The 19,430-nt window shown below is 40.8% G+C and carries 23 protein-coding genes; all 23 read left to right on the plus strand.

What is annotated here, in order from left to right; genetic code table 11:
• Positions 1-18 precede the first annotated feature (18 nt).
• The 23 genes from nifB to CY0110_RS04235 all read left to right on the plus strand — a co-directional run bounded on the left by nifB (position 19) and on the right by CY0110_RS04235 (position 19,392).
• On the plus strand, positions 19-1,494 hold the full coding sequence (gene nifB / locus CY0110_RS04125; protein WP_008274037.1) for a nitrogenase cofactor biosynthesis protein NifB: 1,476 nt from the start codon (positions 19-21) through the stop codon (positions 1,492-1,494).
• A 3-nt stretch (positions 1,495-1,497) separates the two neighbouring features.
• Positions 1,498-1,698, plus strand: coding sequence for a hypothetical protein (locus CY0110_RS04130; RefSeq protein ID WP_008274038.1), 201 nt, complete (start codon positions 1,498-1,500; stop codon positions 1,696-1,698).
• Between the two features lie 18 nt (positions 1,699-1,716).
• A complete protein-coding gene (locus CY0110_RS04135; RefSeq protein WP_008274039.1) occupies positions 1,717-2,079 on the plus strand; it encodes a 4Fe-4S binding protein in 363 nt (120 codons plus the stop codon).
• A gap of 90 nt (positions 2,080-2,169) precedes the next feature.
• Positions 2,170-3,372, plus strand: a complete 1,203-nt coding sequence (nifS, locus tag CY0110_RS04140) for a cysteine desulfurase NifS (protein WP_035798440.1) — start codon at positions 2,170-2,172, stop codon at positions 3,370-3,372.
• Positions 3,373-3,539: 167 nt separating this feature from the next.
• Positions 3,540-4,421 (plus strand): Fe-S cluster assembly protein NifU, encoded by an 882-nt coding sequence (gene nifU / locus CY0110_RS04145; RefSeq protein WP_008274041.1) that lies wholly within the window; start codon positions 3,540-3,542, stop codon positions 4,419-4,421.
• A 316-nt stretch (positions 4,422-4,737) separates the two neighbouring features.
• A complete protein-coding gene (gene nifH / locus CY0110_RS04150) occupies positions 4,738-5,610 on the plus strand; it encodes a nitrogenase iron protein (RefSeq protein ID WP_008274042.1) in 873 nt (290 codons plus the stop codon).
• Between the two features lie 157 nt (positions 5,611-5,767).
• Complete coding sequence (gene nifD, locus CY0110_RS04155; RefSeq protein ID WP_008274043.1) at positions 5,768-7,210, plus strand: nitrogenase molybdenum-iron protein alpha chain; 1,443 nt, start codon at positions 5,768-5,770, stop codon at positions 7,208-7,210.
• 181 nt (positions 7,211-7,391) lie between these two features.
• Positions 7,392-8,927 (plus strand): nitrogenase molybdenum-iron protein subunit beta, encoded by a 1,536-nt coding sequence (gene nifK / locus CY0110_RS04160; RefSeq protein WP_008274045.1) that lies wholly within the window; start codon positions 7,392-7,394, stop codon positions 8,925-8,927.
• 234 nt (positions 8,928-9,161) lie between these two features.
• Positions 9,162-9,461: a Mo-dependent nitrogenase C-terminal domain-containing protein gene (locus CY0110_RS04165; RefSeq protein ID WP_035798442.1), complete on the plus strand. Its 300-nt coding sequence runs from the start codon at positions 9,162-9,164 to the stop codon at positions 9,459-9,461.
• A 62-nt stretch (positions 9,462-9,523) separates the two neighbouring features.
• Positions 9,524-10,942 carry a nitrogenase iron-molybdenum cofactor biosynthesis protein NifE gene (gene nifE, locus CY0110_RS04170; RefSeq protein ID WP_008274047.1) on the plus strand — a complete coding sequence of 473 codons (1,419 nt, stop codon included), beginning with the start codon at positions 9,524-9,526 and terminating at the stop codon, positions 10,940-10,942.
• A 109-nt stretch (positions 10,943-11,051) separates the two neighbouring features.
• The gene (gene nifN, locus CY0110_RS04175) at positions 11,052-12,416 is read left to right on the plus strand and encodes a nitrogenase iron-molybdenum cofactor biosynthesis protein NifN (protein ID WP_008274049.1); all 1,365 of its coding nucleotides are present in this window, start codon (positions 11,052-11,054) and stop codon (positions 12,414-12,416) included.
• Between the two features lie 54 nt (positions 12,417-12,470).
• Positions 12,471-12,884 carry a nitrogen fixation protein NifX gene (nifX, locus tag CY0110_RS04180; protein ID WP_008274050.1) on the plus strand — a complete coding sequence of 138 codons (414 nt, stop codon included), beginning with the start codon at positions 12,471-12,473 and terminating at the stop codon, positions 12,882-12,884.
• A 187-nt stretch (positions 12,885-13,071) separates the two neighbouring features.
• Complete coding sequence (locus CY0110_RS04185; RefSeq protein ID WP_008274051.1) at positions 13,072-13,545, plus strand: NifX-associated nitrogen fixation protein; 474 nt, start codon at positions 13,072-13,074, stop codon at positions 13,543-13,545.
• A 76-nt stretch (positions 13,546-13,621) separates the two neighbouring features.
• Positions 13,622-13,858, plus strand: coding sequence for a CCE_0567 family metalloprotein (locus tag CY0110_RS04190; RefSeq protein ID WP_008274052.1), 237 nt, complete (start codon positions 13,622-13,624; stop codon positions 13,856-13,858).
• A complete protein-coding gene (gene nifW, locus CY0110_RS04195; RefSeq protein WP_008274053.1) occupies positions 13,855-14,205 on the plus strand; it encodes a nitrogenase-stabilizing/protective protein NifW in 351 nt (116 codons plus the stop codon). The genes CY0110_RS04190 and nifW overlap by 4 nt, the downstream gene beginning before the upstream one ends.
• A 93-nt stretch (positions 14,206-14,298) precedes the next feature.
• Complete coding sequence (locus CY0110_RS04200) at positions 14,299-15,114, plus strand: HesA/MoeB/ThiF family protein (protein ID WP_008274054.1); 816 nt, start codon at positions 14,299-14,301, stop codon at positions 15,112-15,114.
• A 46-nt stretch (positions 15,115-15,160) separates the two neighbouring features.
• Positions 15,161-15,520, plus strand: coding sequence for a HesB/IscA family protein (locus tag CY0110_RS04205; RefSeq protein WP_008274055.1), 360 nt, complete (start codon positions 15,161-15,163; stop codon positions 15,518-15,520).
• 99 nt (positions 15,521-15,619) lie between these two features.
• Positions 15,620-15,961 carry a 2Fe-2S iron-sulfur cluster-binding protein gene (locus CY0110_RS04210; protein WP_008274056.1) on the plus strand — a complete coding sequence of 114 codons (342 nt, stop codon included), beginning with the start codon at positions 15,620-15,622 and terminating at the stop codon, positions 15,959-15,961.
• Between the two features lie 96 nt (positions 15,962-16,057).
• Positions 16,058-16,486: a hypothetical protein gene (locus tag CY0110_RS04215; protein WP_008274057.1), complete on the plus strand. Its 429-nt coding sequence runs from the start codon at positions 16,058-16,060 to the stop codon at positions 16,484-16,486.
• Positions 16,476-16,829, plus strand: a complete 354-nt coding sequence (locus CY0110_RS04220; protein ID WP_008274058.1) for a hypothetical protein — start codon at positions 16,476-16,478, stop codon at positions 16,827-16,829. Before CY0110_RS04215 ends, CY0110_RS04220 begins: the two co-directional genes overlap by 11 nt.
• A 253-nt stretch (positions 16,830-17,082) precedes the next feature.
• Positions 17,083-17,709, plus strand: a complete 627-nt coding sequence (locus CY0110_RS04225) for a FeoB small GTPase domain-containing protein (protein ID WP_008274059.1) — start codon at positions 17,083-17,085, stop codon at positions 17,707-17,709.
• Positions 17,675-19,138: a nucleoside recognition domain-containing protein gene (locus CY0110_RS04230; protein ID WP_008274060.1), complete on the plus strand. Its 1,464-nt coding sequence runs from the start codon at positions 17,675-17,677 to the stop codon at positions 19,136-19,138. Before CY0110_RS04225 ends, CY0110_RS04230 begins: the two co-directional genes overlap by 35 nt.
• Entirely contained in the window at positions 19,138-19,392 is a 255-nt protein-coding gene (locus CY0110_RS04235) for a FeoA family protein (protein WP_008274061.1), read from the plus strand. Before CY0110_RS04230 ends, CY0110_RS04235 begins: the two co-directional genes overlap by 1 nt.
• The last annotated feature ends 38 nt before the right edge of the window (positions 19,393-19,430 follow it).

Genomic DNA, 19,430 nt, shown 5'->3' on the forward strand with positions numbered 1-19,430 from the left:
TCTAACTTACGGAATTCAATGTTACAATCTACTGGTCTCATTAATACTGACGCATCTACGGCTAATCCGACAACTGCACCGGGAACCTCATTTATTCCCCAAGCAAAAGGAGATTGTGCTTGCCCTTCAAGTGGGGATAGTACACAAACCATAGATGCAAAGATTCAAGAAAGAATTGCCAAACACCCTTGTTACAGTGAAGATGCTCATCATCACTATGCACGGATGCACGTCGCTGTTGCCCCTGCTTGTAACATTCAATGCAACTATTGTAACCGCAAATACGACTGTGCCAACGAAAGTCGGCCAGGCGTTGTTAGTGAAGTTTTAACCCCAGAAGAAGCAGCACATAAAGCATTAGTAATTGGTGGAAAAATTCCCCAAATGACCGTATTAGGTATTGCAGGTCCTGGTGATCCTTTAGCCAACCCGAAGCAAACCTTTCGCACCTTTGAATTAGTAGCAGATAAAGCCCCTGATATTAAACTCTGCTTATCCAGTAACGGATTGATGTTACCCGAATACGTTGATCGCATCAAAGAACTTAATATTGATCACGTTACCCTAACCATTAATATGATCGACCCCGAAATTGGGGAAAAAATCTATCCTTGGGTACGATATAATCGTAAACGCTACAAAGGCGTAGAAGGGGTTAAAATACTCCATGAAAAACAAATGGAATCCCTCGATGCCCTTAGAGAAGCAGATATTCTCTGCAAAGTGAACTCCGTAATGATCCCAGGGATCAATGATGACCATTTAGCAGAAGTTAACGAAGTCATTCGTTCTAAAGGTGCATTCCTCCACAATATTATGCCCTTAATCTCTGCTCCTGAACACGGGACTCACTTTGGGCTAATCGGACAAAGAGGACCTACCCCTAAAGAGCTAAAAGCTTTACAGGATAAGTGTTCTGGCAACATGAAAATGATGCGTCACTGTCGTCAATGTCGTGCCGATGCTGTCGGGTTATTAGGAGAAGATCGTTCTCAAGAATTTACCAAAGAGAAATTCTTAGAAATGGCTCCTGAATACGATGTTGCCCAACGTCAAGAAGTTCACGCCAACATCGAAAAATTTAATGCTGAAGTTAAAGCAGCAAAAGTGCAACAAAAAGCACAAAACAAGAAAGCCAATGCACCTAAAATACTAGTGGCAGTGGCAACCAAAGGCAACCGCTTAGTTAATCAACATTTCGGCCATGCTAAAGAATTCCAAATCTTTGAAGTGGACGGCACTGACGTTACCTTTGTAGCACACCGCAAAGTGGATCACTACTGTCAAAGTGGCTACGGTGAAGAAGCAACCCTCGACAACATTATTAAGTCTATCTCCGACTGTAAAGGGGTACTCGCTTCTAAGATTGGCCATTGTCCTCAAGAAGAACTACGTAAAGCTGGTTTAGAACCTTACGAAGCTTACGATGTCATCGATAACGTTGCCATCAACTTCTACAAAGATTATATGCAAAAACAAGCATTAGGAGCCTAATGAATGATTGATACCCTTAGCTATCGTCCTCAATCTTCTTCAGTTTCCTCAACCCGAAGTTCTCAAACAAGCGTCATCAACCCTTCCGGTTCAACCTCAACCCAAACGGAAAATAACTGTAATACTTGCGTTGATGACTATTCTATTCCTCCCTGTACAGGGTTTTCCAAAGACTACAGTTGTTTTCCTAACCTAAACAATTAGTATTGGAGCGATCGCATCATGAGTTACACTATCACCAATGAATGTATTAACTGTCATCGTTGTCGGAGTGCTTGCCCGACGGGTGCTATTACCATACAAGATAATGTATTTCTGATCGATGCGACGCTGTGTAATGATTGTCACGGTTATTATGGAACCCCCCAGTGTGCCTCGGTATGTCCTACCAACTCTGCTTGCTTACCGTCCTATCAAGTCACTGGGGGCAGTAAAAACCAAATGGCTGATTATTGGGATATTTGGTTTAACCGTTATAACAAATTAGTCGGCAACCTCAAAGGAAAACAAACAAGTCCTTACTGGGAACAGTGGTTTGATGCTTACTCCCAAGAAATTTCGACCTTAATGACAGCCAATAGTTAAGAACAAGGCGACAGGCAATAGTGTTAAACCTTTCCTGAGTCCTGACTTCTGACTCCTGACTCCTGACTCCAAGACTTCTGGTACAAACTGATGAGAGACTGTATATATCTAGATAATAATGCAACTACCCAAATAGATGAGGAAGTATTAGGCACAATGATGCCCTATCTTACCCTCTATTATGGCAACCCTTCGAGTATGCACACCTTCGGTGGACAAGTCGGAAAAGCCGTTAAAACCGCAAGAGAACAAGTCGCTTCTTTACTCGGTGCTGAACCTTCAGAAATTATTTTTACCAGTTGCGGGACAGAAGGGGATAATGCAGCCATCCGTGCAGCCCTTACCGCTCAACCCAATAAACGTCATATTATTACAACAGAAGTAGAACATCCTGCGATTTTAAACCTTTGCAGACATTTAGAAAAACAAGGATATACGGTCACTTATCTCGGAGTTGATAGTCAAGGCAGATTGGATCTCGATGAAGTGCAAGCATCCTTAACTGGCAGCACGGCTCTCGTTACCATCATGTACGCCAATAACGAAACCGGTGTCGTCTTCCCCATCGAACAAGTGGGAGCCATGGCCAAAGAATATGGAGCTTTATTCCATGTTGATGCAGTGCAAGCTGTCGGTAAAATTCCCCTAGACATGAGCAGTAGCACCATCGATATGCTTACCCTTTCTGGTCATAAACTTCATGCTCCTAAAGGTATTGGTGCTTTATATGTGCGTAAAGGAACCCGTTTCCGTCCCTTTATGGTAGGAGGTCATCAAGAAAGAGGCCGCCGTGGGGGAACAGAAAATGTACCCGGTATCGTTGCTCTAGGAAAAGCCTGCGAATTAGCAGAATCTCACCTAGCTAATATCTCCCACGAAAGACAATTAAGAGATTATTTAGAAACCAGCATCCTCACCCTGATTCCTGATACAGTAGTAAATGGAAGCACAAAAGAAAGATTACCTAATACAACTAATATTGGTTTTAAATATATCGAGGGCGAAGCCATTTTACTCTCCATGAATCAGTTTGGCATCTGTGCCTCTTCTGGTTCGGCTTGTACCTCTGGTTCCCTTGAGCCCTCTCATGTCTTGAGAGCAATGGGACTTCCTTATAGTGTATTGCATGGATCTATTCGCTTTAGTCTCTCTCGTTATACTACCCAGGATGAGATTCAGCGTGTCATTGAAGTTTTACCCGATACTATAGCCCGTTTACGCGCCATGTCCCCCTTTAGTAATGATGACGCAACCTGGTTACAAGAACAAGAAAAAGCAACTTTAGCTAAATAGGAGGTAGGAGGCAGACGAGCGACCCCGCGCCGTCGAACGGAGGTCGGAACCCGCGTCGTCTTACGGCGCAAGGGAACGCGCGAGGAAGGCAGGAGTTTGATGTCTCCCCACCCCTCCCACACTCCCCACCCTTAATTCAACTATTAACTAATATCTGGTAACTGATCATGTGGGAATATACAGACAAAGTGATGGATCTCTTCTATAATCCTCGTAATCAAGGAACGATTACGGAAAAAGAAGAAGGACAAGCCATAACAACTGGAGAAGTAGGAAGTATTGCTTGTGGCGATGCCCTCAGATTACATTTAAAAGTCGAAGAAAAAACAGAGATTATCTTAGATGCACGGTTTCAAACCTTCGGGTGTGCTTCTGCGATCGCTTCTTCTTCTGCATTAACTGAGTTACTGGTTGGTAAAACCTTAGATGAAGCTCTCAGTCTTACCAATAAAGAGATCGCTGACTTCTTAGGAGGTTTACCGGAAGAAAAAATGCACTGTTCCGTGATGGGACAAGAAGCTTTAGAAGCGGCTATCTTTAACTACAGAGGCATTCCCCTCGATAACCATGAAGAGGATGAAGGTGCATTAATTTGTCGTTGCTTCGGTGTTACCGATAGTCGTATTCGTCGCATCATCTTAGAAAACGACTTAACCACTGCAGAACAAGTCACTAACTATGTTAAAGCTGGTGGTGGATGTGGGTCTTGTTTAGCCGATATTGATGATCTCATTGCAGAGATTGTGCAAGAAAAAGCTACCGCCGTTGCCGTTGCCACAGAAGTTGTTAAAGCCAAATCAGAAAGCTTACCCCTAACTAACTTACAAAAAATTACCCTCATTCAACAAGTCCTAGAAGAAGAAGTCAGACCTGCCTTAGCTCAAGATGGGGGAGACGTGGACTTATTTGATGTGGATGGAGACTTAGTTAAAGTGATCCTCAAAGGAGCGTGTGATTCTTGTCCTAGTAGTACCGCCACCTTGAAAATGGCGATCGAAGCCAGACTACGGGATCGAGTTTCCCCAGATTTAACCGTGATTGCAGTGTAAGAGACAATCACTGAAAACTAATAACAAGGAGAACACTATGTTAACTCAAAAGAAGGGTCGAGAGCGATCTCCACCATAAGTATCGCTTCTCACCGGACGTTAATTAAAACGTCACCTCTTGACCCAAGAAAAAGTAAAGTTTCACAGCCTTTACTCATTTTCTTACCTCGGAAGACATCGACTGACGTAGAGATCGAGGGTTCTAATGGGATGAAAATCCCCCTGTTTCCTAACCAAACAACGAATCATCTTTACGTCAGCAATAGATCAATCTTCCAACCTTATACACTCACTGTCTAACAAGCGAGAATCAACTATGCGTCAGATTGCATTTTACGGAAAAGGCGGTATTGGTAAATCTACCACTTCTCAGAATACCATTGCTGCGTTAGCTGAAAACAACCGCATCATGATTGTAGGTTGTGACCCTAAAGCTGATTCTACCCGCTTAATGCTTCACACCAAAGCACAAACCACCATTCTGCACTTAGCAGCAGAACGGGGAACCGTTGAAGACATCGAACTCGAAGAAGTATTACTCGAAGGATACCAAGGAGTCAAGTGTGTTGAGTCCGGTGGTCCTGAGCCTGGAGTTGGATGTGCTGGTCGTGGTATCATCACCGCCATTAACTTCTTAGAAGAAGAAGGTGCTTATGAAGACCTAGACTTCGTATCCTATGACGTATTAGGAGACGTTGTATGTGGTGGTTTCGCAATGCCTATCCGTGAAGGAAAAGCACAAGAAATCTACATCGTAACCTCCGGGGAAATGATGGCGATGTACGCTGCTAACAACATTGCTCGTGGTATTTTAAAATACGCTCACACTGGTGGTGTTCGTTTAGGTGGTTTAATTTGTAACAGCCGTAACGTTAACTGTGAAGCTGAGTTAATCGAAGAATTAGCTCGTCGTCTCGGTACCCAAATGATTCACTTCGTACCCCGTTCTAAGCAGGTACAAGAAGCTGAATTACGTCGTATGACTGTTATTGAATACTCTCCTGATCACCCTCAAGCTCAGGAATACCGTGAGTTATCTCGCAAAATCGAGAATAACACCAACTTGGTCATTCCTACTCCTATCACGATGGAAGAACTCGAAGAACTCTTAGTTGACTTCGGTATCCTCGGTGGTGAAGACGAGTACGAGAAAGTTATTCAAGCTGATAAAGCCGCAGGCAAAGCTTAGACTGAATCTCGCTTAGTAGGATTGAGGATCATTCTAAGGCAAAAGTGAATAGAAAATAGTGCCAACTATCAACTATTAACTTTAAACTAATACTTTTGCCTTCCCCTCTTTCCCTTTTCGATAATTTTTCTTCTACACCAACTTTGAGAGGAACACCATGGCAACAGTTGAAGACAATAAGAAGCTCATTGCCGACGTTCTGTCGACTTATCCCGAAAAAGCTGCTAAAAAACGCGCAAAACACCTCGGTGTTTACGAAGAAGGCGAAGCTGATTGCGGCGTAAAATCCAATAAACAATCCTTACCTGGGGTTATGACCGCTCGTGGTTGTGCTTATGCAGGATCAAAAGGGGTTGTTTGGGGTCCCATTAAGGACATGGTTCATATCTCCCACGGTCCTGTGGGTTGTGGTTACTACTCCTGGTCTGGTCGTCGTAACTACTACATTGGAACCACAGGGGTTGACTCCTTCGGTACCATGCAGTTTACCTCCGATTTCCAAGAACGTGACATCGTTTTTGGTGGAGACAAAAAACTCGCTAAAATCATTGATGAAATCGAAGAATTATTCCCCTTAAACGGTGGTGTTTCTGTTCAGTCAGAATGTCCCGTTGGTTTAATCGGAGATGACATCGAATCCGTTGCTCGTACCAAGAGCAAAGAAACCGGTAAATCCGTTGTTCCTGTTCGTTGTGAAGGGTTCCGTGGGGTTTCACAGTCCTTAGGACACCACATCGCTAACGACATGATTCGTGACTGGGTTTTCCCCACTGCGGATAAAGAGAACGCAGAAAAAGGATTTGAAGGCACTCCTTATGACGTAGCCATCATCGGTGACTACAACATCGGTGGAGATGCTTGGTCTAGCCGTATCTTACTTGAAGAAATCGGTCTTCGTGTGGTAGCACAATGGTCTGGTGATGGTACCTTAACCGAGATGAAGGCAACCCCCAACGTGAAGTTGAACCTCATCCACTGTTATCGTTCCATGAACTATATCAGTCGTCACATGGAAGAAAAGTATGGTATTCCCTGGTTAGAATACAACTTCTTTGGACCCAGCAAGATTGCTGCTTCTTTAAGAGAAATCGCTTCACGCTTCGATGAGAAAATCCAAGCGAAAGCTGAAGAAGTCATCGAGAAGTACAGAAAGCAATCTGAAGAAGTTATTGCTAAGTACCGTCCTCGTTTAGAAGGCAAGTCCGTAATGATGATGGTGGGTGGTTTACGTCCCCGTCACGTTGTTCCTGCTTTCAAAGACTTAGGAATGGAAATCGTCGGTACTGGATATGAATTCGCCCACGGTGATGACTACAAACGTACCACCAACTACGTTGAAGATGCTACCCTCATCTATGATGACGTAACCGGTTATGAGTTTGAAGAGTTCGTTAAAGAACTTAAGCCTGACTTAGTGGCTGCTGGTATTAAAGAGAAGTATGTCTTCCAAAAGATGGCTCTTCCCTTCCGTCAAATGCACTCTTGGGATTACTCCGGACCTTACCACGGTTATGATGGCTTCGCTATCTTCGCCCGTGACATGGACTTAGCCCTCAATAGTCCCACCTGGGGATTAATTGGCACCCCTTGGAATAAATAAGAGGGAGGATGATCATGGGGGACATAACGCTACGCGGAAGGCAAAAGGCAAAAGGCAAAAGGCAAAAGAAGTAATCTAACTTCTGACTTCTGACTTCAAACTTCTGACTTCTGCTATCCCCCCTCTCTCTTTTCCAAGTTTGTTTGTCTGAGATATCCATCCTATACTGGAGTTACTACCAATGGCTCAAAACGTAAACAATATTAAGGATCACGTTGATCTATTCCATCAGCCTGAATACCAAGAACTTTTTGAAAATAAGAAACAGTTTGAAGGAATGCCTTCTGCTGAGAAAGTTCAAGAAGTGGCTGAATGGACCAAAACCTGGGAATATCGGGAAAAGAACTTCGCTCGTGAAGCGTTAACCGTTAACCCTGCTAAAGCTTGTCAACCTTTAGGTGCGCTACTTGCGGCTATTGGGTTTGAAGGAACCTTACCCTTCGTTCACGGTTCTCAAGGTTGTGTGGCTTACTTCCGTACCCACTTAACCCGTCACTTCAAAGAGCCTGTTAGTGCTGTTTCTTCTTCCATGACTGAAAACGCTGCTGTTTTCGGTGGATTAAAGAACATGGTTGATGGACTTCAAAACTCCTACGCCCTTTACAAGCCCAAAATGATCGCTGTCTGTACCACTTGTATGGCTGAGGTTATTGGGGATGACTTAGGTGCGTTCTTAGGAAATGCTCGTCAAGACGGAGTTATTCCTGAAGATTTACCCGTTCCTTTTGCTCATACACCTAGTTTTGTGGGTTCTCACATCACTGGTTATGACAGCATGATGAAATCTATTCTTTCTACCTTAACCAAAGACAACAAGAAAGAAACCACCAACGGTAAAATCAACTTCATCGCTGGCTTTGAAACCTACATTGGTAACGTCCGTGAGTTGAAGAAAATCATCTCTGCGTTTGATTTAGAAGGTACTCTTTTAAGCGACACCGAAATGTACTTAGATTCTCCCAACTTAGGGGAATTCAAAATGTACCATGAAGGAACTTCCTTAGAAGACGCTGCTGATTCTATCAACGCTGAAGCGACTGTTACTCTACAAACCTACACCACTCCCAAAACTCGTGAATACATCGAGAAAGAGTGGGGACAAAAAACTTTCACCTATCGTCCTTGGGGTGTTAAAGGAACTGATGAGTTCTTAATGGGCTTATCTGAGTTAACTGGCAAACCTATTCCTAAAGAGTTTGAAATCGCTCGTGGACGTGCTGTTGATGCGATGACCGATACTCAAGCTTGGGTACACGGTAAGCGTGCTGCTGTTTACGGTGATCCTGATCTTGTAATGGGCGTATTACAGTTCATGTTAGAAATGGGTATCGAACCTGTTCACGTCTTGGTTAACAATAGCACCAAGGAATTTGAAGCTGAAGCTAAAGCTTTATTAGAAGCCAGTCCCTACGGACAACAAGCTACCGTTTGGGGTGGTAAGGACTTATGGCATATGCGTTCTTTACTCTTCACCGAACCCGTTGACTTCATCGTTGGTAATTCCTACGGTAAGTATCTAGAGCGTGATACCAAGACTCCTTTAATCCGTATTGGCTATCCTATCTTTGATCGCCATCACTTACACCGTTACTCCACCATTGGTTATGAAGGTGCTATCAACCTACTAACCTGGATCGCTAATGGACTAATGGATGAGTTAGATCGCAAGACAGATACTCCTTCTGTAACGGATATTTCTTTTGACTTAGTTCGTTAATCCAAGGAAATCTGAATACGAGGGAGACTAGGAAGATTCAGGGAGTATCTTACTCCCCCCCTCTCCTCTCCTCTCCCCTCTCTTTTTGAAGTCAGAAGTCAGAAGTTTGAAGTCAGAAGTTTTTTCAAGGAGTTCTAAAGTTATTGCATAGAATTTCCTCCTCTGCACCCTCTGCTTCCTCTGCTCTCAAAAACTCTCTGCCACTATATTTTTAATCAAGATGAGGATATGGTTATGACGAGTCCTACTCATTCTACCCAGAAAAGATTCACTCTTGATCCCCTTTTCCCCCTCAAACGCTGGCTTAATAGTATAGAGGTAACAAGCACCTCTTTTGCTCATTTTATTTGTCGGATGATTCCTTGTTCTTGTCCTTTTGAAAGAACCATTACGGTATTAGGACGCAAGTTAATCCATATTCCTCCTCTATGTAAATTAAATCCTTTTTATCACGAATTTGTGGCTTTACGACTCAAAGCATTAAGTTATCTGGCTGATGTTTGTGGTGAAAATGTCGATCATTATATTTGTTAAATAATTAATAATGATGAGTTATTAATTATTCAGGTCATTGGTAATTATTAGGGAATTCAGTCATGAAACTAACTAAGAGCAAGATCAACGATTTGTTGACACAGCCGGGTTGTGAACATAATCATAATAAAGAAGGCCAAGGTAAAAATAAGTCTTGTACTCAAACAGCTAACCCTGGTTCTGCTCAAGGAGGATGTGCGTTTGATGGGGCTTCTATTGCTTTAGTTCCTATCACCGATGCTGCTCATTTAGTTCATGGTCCGATTGGCTGTTCTGGTAATAGTTGGAATAGTCGCGGTAGTCTCTCTAGTGGTCCAATGACCTATAAGATGGGTTTGACCACTGACCTATCAGAAAATGATATTATTTTTGGTGGGGAAAAAAAGCTTTATAAGGCGATCGCTCAATTAATAAAAAAGTATAATCCAGCAGCAGTCTTTGTTTATTCTACTTGTGTTACTGCTCTGATTGGTGATGATTTAGATGCAGTTTGTAAGGCTGCTACTGATAAGTATGGAACGCCGATTATTCCTGTTCATTCTCCTGGTTTTGTGGGCAGCAAAAATTTAGGAAATCGTCTCGGAGGCGAGGCTTTATTAGATCATGTAGTCGGTACAAAAGAACCTGAATATACTACTGCTTACGACATTAATTTAATTGGTGAATATAATGTTGCCGGTGAAATGTGGGGGGTTCTTCCTCTGTTCAAAAAAGCGGGTATTCGTGTTTTAGCAAAAATTACAGGGGATGCTCGTTATGATGAAGTCTGTCATGCTCATCGGGCAAAACTAAATGTAATGATCTGCTCAAAAGCACTAATTAATATGGCTTCTGCTATGAAGGAACGCTACAATATTCCTTACATTGAAGAGTCTTTTTACGGCATTGCAGACATGAACCGTTGTTTACGGAATATCGCTCAATTTTTTGGAGATAAAGTATTAATAGAAAGAGTTGAGGAAATAATTGCAGAAGAAACCACCCAGTTAGACCTTGCTTTAGCCTCTTATCGGGAACGTCTCAAAGGTAAGCGCATGGTATTGTACACCGGCGGTGTTAAGAGTTGGTCTATCGTTTCGGCGGCCCAAGACTTGGGGATGGAAGTGGTAGCTACTAGCACCAAGAAAAGCACAGAAGAGGATAAAGGACGTATTAAGAAACTTTTGGGCAAAGATGGCATTATGCTCGAAAAAGGCAGCCCAGAGGAGCTTTTGCGGGTGGTTCAGAAGACAAAGGCTGACCTCTTGGTGGCAGGGGGACGTAACCAATATACGGCACTCAAAGCGAAAATTCCTTTCTTAGATATTAACCAAGAACGTCATCATCCCTATGCCGGTTATATCGGGTTAGTGGAAATGGCCAGGGAGTTAAGTGAAGCAGTTTATAGTCCCATCTGGACACAAGTTCGTAAACCCTCCCCTTGGGAAATATGGCAACAGGAACACGAAAGCTTATTGAACTTAGAAGCAGAAGGGGAATAGAGAGCAGAGGGAGCAGGGAGTAGGGAACAGGGAGAAACAGATTATACCCTACACCCCACACCCTACACCCCACACCCTATACAAGACAACCCATCACCCCAAGAAAGCAATGACCACTATACTAAACCCCAACAAGTCCCTATCAGTTAATCCGTTAAAAATGAGTCAACCCCTTGGCGCAGCGTTAGCGTTTCTAGGGTTGCGGAAAATGATGCCTCTGTTTCATGGTTCCCAAGGATGCACAGCCTTTGCTAAAGTTGTCCTCGTGCGTCATTTTCGTGAGTCTATCCCCCTGTCTACTACTGCAATGACAGAAGTTAGCACCATTTTAGGGGGAGAAGATAATATAGAACAGGCGATCTTAACCATTCTCGAAAAATATAATCCTCAAGTTATTGGTTTGTTGACCACTGGGTTAACTGAGACGAGAGGAGATGATATGAAGCGTATTTTAAAGACGTTTCGGGATAAATACCCACAATTAGATTCTTTTCCCATTATTTCTGTTTCTACTCCTGATTATAAGGGATCGTTACAGGATGGTTATACTGCGGCCGTCGAAAGTATCGTTTCTACCGACTACGGTAATGTGGCCGATGATGAACCCCCCACCGTGGGAATGAAACCCCAAGTTACGGTACTGTGTGCGTCTCACTTGTCTCCTGGGGACGTAGAAGAGCTTAAAACTGTCATTGAAGGGTTTGGTATTACCCCTATTATGATTCCTGACTTATCCCGTTCTTTAGATGGTCATTTAGAAGATGATTATCACACGGTAACAACAGGAGGCACTAGCTTAACTCAATTAAAACAGTTAAACCGTTCTTGTTTAACGTTAGCCATTGGGGAAAGTATGCGTAAGGCGGGTACTATTTTGCAGGAACGTTTTGGCACAAAATATAAAGTGTTTCCTCGTTTAGCTGGTTTAGATGCGGTTGATTCATTTTTATGGGAATTGTCTCAAATTTTAACGTCTCGTTGTGATCATCACTTCCCCATTGTGCCAAATGTTCCGGCTCATTTACAACGGCAACGTCGTCAGTTACAAGATGTTATTCTCGACACTCATTTCTATTTTGGTGGTAAGAAAGTTTCCTTAGCTTTAGAACCAGATTTACTTTATCAAACCGCTTGGTTATTAACAGAAATGGGTGCAAATATTCAAGCAGCTGTTACTACCACTAAGTCTCCAATTTTGGAAGATTTACCCATCGATACGGTGACCATTGGTGACTTAGAAGACTTGGAAGAATTGGCTGTTGGTTCAGATTTGATTATTACCAATTCCCACGGCACTTCCTTAGCTAAACGGCTGAAAACACCCTTATACAGAATGGGTTATCCTGTCTTTGATCAATTAGGATTAGGACAACGCTGTTTAGTCGGTTATCGTGGCACCATGAAGTTTTTATTTGATGTTGGCAATATTCTCCTAGAAGAAGAAGCCAAACACAGTCCCGTTGCCCTACATTAAAACGGGTTTACTGTTTAAACTTTTCCCTTATTTCATTCATCTGAGAGGAAAAACATGAAAGTTGCATTTACAACTAGCGATAATGTCCATGTCAACGCTCACTTCGGTTGGGCTAAAAACATCGACTTATATGATGTGTCTCCCGATGGCTTCAATTTTGTCAATACCCTAGAGTTCGGTGGCGACTTAAAAGAAGATGGAAACGAAGACAAATTAGTACCCAAATTAGACGCATTAGATGGCTGTACTTTACTTTATGTTTCTGCTATTGGTGGCAGTGCAGCAGCCCGTTTAATTCGTCAAAATGTTACCCCTATTAAAGCTAGAACTGACCAAGATAAAATTGATGAAATTCTCAATGAATTAGTCAAAACTCTCAAAGGAAATCCTCCTCCTTGGTTACGAAAAGTTCTACAAAAAGAAGCTGGACTTGAGCCAACTCCTAACTTTTTGGCAGAAGATGAATAAGTGTTAATCAGTGAATAGTTAATAGTTATCAGTAACCAATAATTTTCAAAATTGATAGCTGCTTTCTGACTTGCTAATTATCCTATTTTTCTCTTCTTAATTAACTAAAAAATCTATGAACAATTAACAACAAAATAGTGTAAAATTGTTCATAGATAACGGAAATGCTCTCATTGTAATTGTTATTATGACAACAACAACAAATTCGGAAACCAATACTCTCTTAGTCGAACAAAGTCCTTTTCTACAATCATTAGTTCAGCAAATTCGGGCTTACGATCATTATGGAGTGTATCGTACTTGGACTGATGAACTTGTTATTGCACCTTATGTTATTGCTAAGAAGAAAAGACGAGAAATTTCATTAGAAGGGGATATTGATCCGACGACAAAATTAAGAATCCTGTGTTATTTTCGGGCGATCGCAGCTTTAGTAGAAAAAGAAACAGGGTTATTATGTCAAGTTGTTGTTGACCTTAACCATGAAGGTTTTGGCTGGGCTTTAGTTTGGGGCGGAAAATTAATGGTAGTTTCTCGTAGTTTACGGGATGCTCATCGCTTCGGTTTTGACACCTTAGAAAAGTTAAACGACCAAGGAACAAAATTAGCCAATGCTGGCATTGAATTAGCTAAAAAGTTTCCTGAAGTTTCGAGACTTTAATTTAAGGGAATGGAAAATAGGGAATCGTTTATTTCTGATTATTCCTAATAGTAAACACTAAAACTGAGGTAAAAAGATGACAGTCGCTACCGATAATAATCCCACTCCAGAAGCCGTTGCGGATCTCAAAAAAAAGGTTCGTAAACTCAATTCTAAAGCTGGTCAAATGAAGATGGATTTACATGATTTGGCTGAAGGATTGCCTACCGACTACGAAAAATTAGTCGAAGAGGCACATAAAACTTACGAAGTGTTCCGTGAGTTAGATCAACTAAAGAAAAAACTTATCATCTGGGAGGAAACCCTAAAATGACTATTGCTACTGATACCCCAAGAACCCTGGCTGAGTTCACCAACCTGATCGACACAGAAGACTATTTAAACTTCTTTGGTATTAGTTATGACCCTACTTTTGTTAACGTTAACCGTCTCCATATTCTTAAGCAGTTCTCTTTACTTATCGCGCAAGTCGATAAAGCCTTCCCCGATCTCAGTGAAAGTGAAAAATTAGAAAAATATAAATTAGCTTTTTCAGAAGCTTACGAAGTCTTTAAAACCTCTAGTCCTCTAGAAACCAAACTTTTTAAAGTCTTCAAAGATGTTCCTAGTAATGTAGTTTTATTGGATGATTTAACTAAAGAAGCAGGAATTATACAGTAGAAGAAGCAGGGAGTAGGGAGCAGAGAGAAAAAGATTGTACCCTACACGCTACTCCCTACACCCCACACCCCACATCCTACTCCCTAATGTGTCATGAACTTTACCCCTACTGAACTAGAACGTTATTCAAGACAAATACAACTCCCTGGTTTTGGCGAGGAAGGACAAAAACGCCTCAAGGACTCCACTGCTGTTGTAACAGGAGTCGGTGGACTCGGTGGTACAGTTGCCCTATACCTAGCCGTTGCAGGTGTGGGTAAAATCATTCTGGTTCGGGGGGGTGAACTCCGTCTTGATGATCTCAACCGTCAAATACTGATGACCAATAGTTGGGTCGGTCAACCGAGGGTTTATAAAGCCAGAGAAACCCTTCTCAACATCAACCCTGACATCGAAATAGAAGCGGTGAATGAGTTTGTCACAGCAGAGAATATTGATGGTTTAGTACAAAAGGCCGATATTGCTTTTGACTGCGCCTTTGACTTCAAAGAAAGGACGCTGTTAAACAAAGCTTGTGTCCGTTGGGGTGTTCCCATGGTTGAAGCGGCCATGAGTGGCATGGATGCGTACTTAACCACCATTATTCCTGGAGAAACCCCTTGCTTGTCCTGTATTTTCCCAGAAACCCCTGAATGGGATCGTTGGGGGTTTGGGGTATTAGGGGCAGTTTCTGGCAGTTTAGCCTGTTTAGCAGCCTTAGAAGGCATCAAACTCTTAACCGGACTCGGAGAACCCCTAACGGGTCAACTGTTGACTATGGAGTTAGGGACTGCTACCTTTGCCAAACGTCGTCCCTACCACGATCCCAACTGTCCTGTTTGTGGTAACTTTACCAAGCAACGGTTAAGTAGTTATATGGGAAGCCAAGAGGCAACAGGCAACAGACAACAGGCACAAGTCCTAAGTTAAGTGATTTCCTTATTTGCATACCACATTACCTCTTCACTCTAAAAAAATGACTGTCACCCTTACTGAAAAAGCTGCCTTGAAACTCCGTACTGTCTTATACGGGAACTCAAACAATATTGCTGGTATTCGTGTTGGTGTTAAAGATGGTGGCTGTAATGGCTACGAATACGCTTTAAATTTAGTTAAGGAAACCAACAGCGAAGATGTCCGCTTTGAACAAGATAATGTTCCTATCTATGTTGACCCTACCAGTGTGTCTTTATTAGATGGGGTGGTTATCGATTTTGTGGATAGTTTAACTCAAAGTGGTTTCACTTTTACTAACCCCAATGCAACCGATACTTGTGGCTGCGGTAAGTCTTTCTCTACAGCAAACTGCGGTGGCCAAGCTACTCCTTGTAGCTAAATAAAGTTTTGATTTTTAATCGTTATTTCTTCTGTTTCAAGATGGAATAAATGGTTAAAAATCAATGGGAAACGTTCCTATATTTTAAGGAGAACACTCATGACTGCGACCTATCAAGTTCGTTTGATGAAAACTTACAAGAAAAAGAACAAAGAGACAGGCAAAAAAGAAGAGTTTGCTGAAGTCGATGTAACCTTAGAGGTTCCTGAAGACGAATATATCTTCGATATTGCTGAAGAAGAAGGAGTTGAACTTCCCTCTTCCTGTCGTTCCGGGGCTTGTTCTAGTTGTGTTGGACGCATCGTTGAAGGAGAAGTTGATCAAGAAGATCAAAGCTTTCTTGATGATGAACAACTCGAAAAAGGATGGGTGTTACTTTGTGCTGCTTATCCTCGTTCTAACTGCACCATTAAAACCCATCAAGAAGCTTATTTGGCATAAATTCTTGACTAATTTTCCGTATCCAACTGCTGGGGAAGTCGTGGCCAATGCTACGACTTCCTATCCCTAATGTAAGCTTTTTATGTGAGACATTATATGGATCATATTAACCAACAAAATGACGTGCTTTCTCTGAGGTTCTCGATGAATTTAAAGTGGAAAACATTTGTATATAAAACAGCATTTTGGATGACTGGAGAAATTGTTCTCAATATCCTAGGTCTCGATAATGTTGCTGATTATAGTGAGTTTCTTTTTGGTCACGAACTAGAGTTATCTAAAAAGAATCATCGCACCGTAAAACTGTCTTGTTTAAAGCCAAAGTTTTGCGACAAAATTAATGAAAATTGTCCAGTGGATGAAGTGGCTTTACAATTTTCAGATTCTCCTCTAGAGAATTGTATTACTAATCATCAAATCTTTTTCAAGAAATGCACTAAAATTAAGCATTATTGTATTAAAGCCTCTCTATTCTCTGACTTATCTTACAATTTGAAATGGGAGGACTATCGCCGTGATTCGTGAAAAATTAGTCCACGAATATCGTCATTTTGTTAATGCTTCATATCCTTATATTCACTCGTTATTGAATAATTGTTATCTTAAAATTATTGATGGTTGTCTTAACCCTATTTCTTCTCCTTATTATTATTTGGGAATTTATTATGCAGGAAGAAATGGAAAAGAAGTTACTTTATATAAAAATGAATTACGAAAAATTGCTAATCGTTTTAGCATGATTGATATCGTTTTTATTAATGCCAAAAGAATTATCCGTGATCCTGCATCAACTTTAAAAAAAGAAAATCCTCGTCTTTGGTTAGAACTTTATTGGGTTGCTAGTAAAGTAACACCTAATTTAGACTAATTAAATATTATAATAAATATGCCTATTGCCTCTCTAAACTAGCTAATTTTATCGACACTAAAAGATGTGAATTATAATTATCACCAATTACCCTAGCCCAACTGGATGATGACAAGAAAAAGAAGTTATGATAAAAACATTTTAATCAATAAATATTGACAACAAAACTATAGTTTTTCAAGGTTATGTATCTCTAGTTACTGTTTAAAATAAGTGAAAAAATTAAACTGATAACAAGGTACAAAAAAGACCTATGAAGTGTAATCAATGTCCTGATAGTTGTCAAAAAAATCCTCAAGCTTCTAACAAATTTTTGCAAAGTTTCTTACCGAAACGCTTTCAAGGTAAATCCTCACAAATTGTTTCTCAAGGAACCATTGCTTTAGTGGGTTCTCCTAACGTCGGTAAAAGCCTTTTATTTAATGTTTTAACTGGGGCTTATACCACCGTTTCTAACTATCCCGGAACCACTGTAGAAGTCTCTCGTAACTATATCACCATTGCAGGAAAAACTATCACTCTTATTGATACACCAGGGATGTATTCTCTGATTCCCATGACAGAAGAAGAACGCTTTTCTAGGGAGTTATTATTTACAGAATCCTTAGATTTAGCCATTCATGTCATTGATGCCAAAAACCTCAGTCGAATGTTAAATTTAACCTTTCAACTGATGGAAACTCAAGTGCCTATTGTACTTGCTGTCAATATGATTGATGAAGCTGAAAAATTAGGGATTTGGGTCAATGAAAAACAATTAGAAGCATCTCTGGGTATCCCTGTTATCACCTTATCTGCTGCCCAACAACGAGGCATCAAAAGTTTAACCGCTAAGATGGCTAATTATGTCCACATTCCTACGCTATCCTACAGCTATTGAAGAAGGAATTACTAAAATAGAGTGCCTTCTCACCAGCGATCATAATGTTGTTAAAGCGGCCATTGAACCGTTAGTTTCTCGCCGTTCCTTAGCTCTCTTATTACTGCAAAAAGATCCCTTATTATGGGAAAAAGTTCGTCAAAAAGAACCTAAATTTGAAGCAATTGAAAGGGTGATAGTATCGGTACAATCTCAATTTAGTGATCCCTTGGTGTTAGTGATAGCCAAAACCCGACATCAAGCTGCTAAAAAAATTGAAGAATCTGCCATTGTAAATATTAAGAAAAAAGCAACAGAAAGCGAAGAATTTTTTCATCGTTTAACCGTTAATCCTATCACCGGATTTCCCTTACTCTTTTTGATTGCTTATATCGGAATTTATCAGTTTGTAGGTGGCTTTGGTTCAGGGGTTTTAGTGTATAACTTGGAAACGGCTTTTATTCAACAAATTGATCCCCTAATCAATGCGATCGCAAGTTGGTTATTACCTTGGACAATTCTTCAAGATTTAGTAGCCAATGATCAAGGTATTTTTACCTTAGGAATGCGTTACGTTATTGCTATTATTTTTCCCATTACGACTACTTTCTTTTTGCTTTTTTCTATTCTTGAAGATAGTGGTTATTTACCGAGAATTTCCCTATTAGTTGATCATTTATTTAAAATGATTGGGTTATCGGGTCGTTCCATTATTCCCTTAATTTTAGGCTTAAGTTGTGGCAGCATGGGGTCATTAGTCACCCGTACCATTGAAAGTAAACGAGAACGTTTTATTGTTTCTTTACTCTTAGCTTTGGTTATTCCCTGTTCAGCACAATTGGGAATTTTTATCGGACTGCTTTCTCAAAATTTTATGGCCTTAGTTATCTGGGTAATTTGTATTACTTTTATTTTCGCTATTATTGGTTCATTAACCACTAAAGCATTACCAGGGAGTTTGTCCTATTTTTATATGGAAATACCTCCCTTACGTTTACCTCATCTTCGTTCTATTCTAACAAAAACCTATAGTAGAGTTCGCTGGTATTTAAGCGAAATTATCCCTTGGTTTATTTTAGCATCTGTTCTCATTTGGTTAGGAAAATTAACAGGATTATTATCTTTGTTAACAAAAGGAATAGAACCGATAATGTTAAAACTAGAACTTCCACCGGAAGCTTCAATAGTCTTTATTTACGGCTTTTTTCGACGAGATTATGGAGCAGCAGGAATGTTCGATTTACACCATTCTGGGGTATTAATGGGGAGACAATTAGTGGTTTCTGCTGTTACCTTAACTTTATTTATTCCTTGTTTATCTCAATTCTTGTTTATGGTGAGGGAGCGAGGGCTAAAAACAACCATTGCTTTAAGTAGTTTAGTGATTGTTTTTGCTTTTTCTATGGGCTATTGTTTGAACAAAGTATTACTAATTTTGGAGATAATCTAATGATGTTTACTCAAACCTTTACCATTGAATCCTCAGCCTTAAACCTGATGAAAGAAAAAGAAAAAGGCATTATTACACAGTTTAGGAAAAGCGATGAAACCTTACTAAGAAAACTCATTGCGATTGGAATTATGCCAGGACTGTCTATTACTTTAGAACAAAAAACGCCTTCCTATGTGGTTAAAGTCGAGGGCACAAGGATTGCTTTAGATCGTTCTATTGCGAAGGCAATTTATGTCAGAAAAACAAAGTAAGCTTTTCTCAGAATTATCGGTTGTTCAACCATTTATTT

Origin of the sequence: Crocosphaera chwakensis CCY0110 (genome assembly GCF_000169335.1) — a bacterium.
GTDB classification, from domain to species: domain Bacteria; phylum Cyanobacteriota; class Cyanobacteriia; order Cyanobacteriales; family Microcystaceae; genus Crocosphaera; species Crocosphaera chwakensis.

Bases quoted from the DNA above. Each gene is read 5' to 3' on its own strand.
- nifB (WP_008274037.1), top strand. From the start codon at position 19: ATGTTACAATCTACTGGTCTCATTAATACTGACGCATCTACGGCTAAT.
- CY0110_RS04130 (WP_008274038.1), top strand. From the start codon at position 1,498: ATGATTGATACCCTTAGCTATCGTCCTCAATCTTCTTCAGTTTCCTCA.
- CY0110_RS04135 (WP_008274039.1), top strand. From the start codon at position 1,717: ATGAGTTACACTATCACCAATGAATGTATTAACTGTCATCGTTGTCGG.
- nifS (WP_035798440.1), top strand. From the start codon at position 2,170: ATGAGAGACTGTATATATCTAGATAATAATGCAACTACCCAAATAGAT.
- nifU (WP_008274041.1), top strand. From the start codon at position 3,540: ATGTGGGAATATACAGACAAAGTGATGGATCTCTTCTATAATCCTCGT.
- nifH (WP_008274042.1), top strand. From the start codon at position 4,738: ATGCGTCAGATTGCATTTTACGGAAAAGGCGGTATTGGTAAATCTACC.
- nifD (WP_008274043.1), top strand. From the start codon at position 5,768: ATGGCAACAGTTGAAGACAATAAGAAGCTCATTGCCGACGTTCTGTCG.
- nifK (WP_008274045.1), top strand. From the start codon at position 7,392: ATGGCTCAAAACGTAAACAATATTAAGGATCACGTTGATCTATTCCAT.
- CY0110_RS04165 (WP_035798442.1), top strand. From the start codon at position 9,162: ATGACGAGTCCTACTCATTCTACCCAGAAAAGATTCACTCTTGATCCC.
- nifE (WP_008274047.1), top strand. From the start codon at position 9,524: ATGAAACTAACTAAGAGCAAGATCAACGATTTGTTGACACAGCCGGGT.
- nifN (WP_008274049.1), top strand. From the start codon at position 11,052: ATGACCACTATACTAAACCCCAACAAGTCCCTATCAGTTAATCCGTTA.
- nifX (WP_008274050.1), top strand. From the start codon at position 12,471: ATGAAAGTTGCATTTACAACTAGCGATAATGTCCATGTCAACGCTCAC.
- CY0110_RS04185 (WP_008274051.1), top strand. From the start codon at position 13,072: ATGACAACAACAACAAATTCGGAAACCAATACTCTCTTAGTCGAACAA.
- CY0110_RS04190 (WP_008274052.1), top strand. From the start codon at position 13,622: ATGACAGTCGCTACCGATAATAATCCCACTCCAGAAGCCGTTGCGGAT.
- nifW (WP_008274053.1), top strand. From the start codon at position 13,855: ATGACTATTGCTACTGATACCCCAAGAACCCTGGCTGAGTTCACCAAC.
- CY0110_RS04200 (WP_008274054.1), top strand. From the start codon at position 14,299: ATGAACTTTACCCCTACTGAACTAGAACGTTATTCAAGACAAATACAA.
- CY0110_RS04205 (WP_008274055.1), top strand. From the start codon at position 15,161: ATGACTGTCACCCTTACTGAAAAAGCTGCCTTGAAACTCCGTACTGTC.
- CY0110_RS04210 (WP_008274056.1), top strand. From the start codon at position 15,620: ATGACTGCGACCTATCAAGTTCGTTTGATGAAAACTTACAAGAAAAAG.
- CY0110_RS04215 (WP_008274057.1), top strand. From the start codon at position 16,058: ATGGATCATATTAACCAACAAAATGACGTGCTTTCTCTGAGGTTCTCG.
- CY0110_RS04225 (WP_008274059.1), top strand. From the start codon at position 17,083: ATGAAGTGTAATCAATGTCCTGATAGTTGTCAAAAAAATCCTCAAGCT.
- CY0110_RS04230 (WP_008274060.1), top strand. From the start codon at position 17,675: ATGTCCACATTCCTACGCTATCCTACAGCTATTGAAGAAGGAATTACT.
- CY0110_RS04235 (WP_008274061.1), top strand. From the start codon at position 19,138: ATGATGTTTACTCAAACCTTTACCATTGAATCCTCAGCCTTAAACCTG.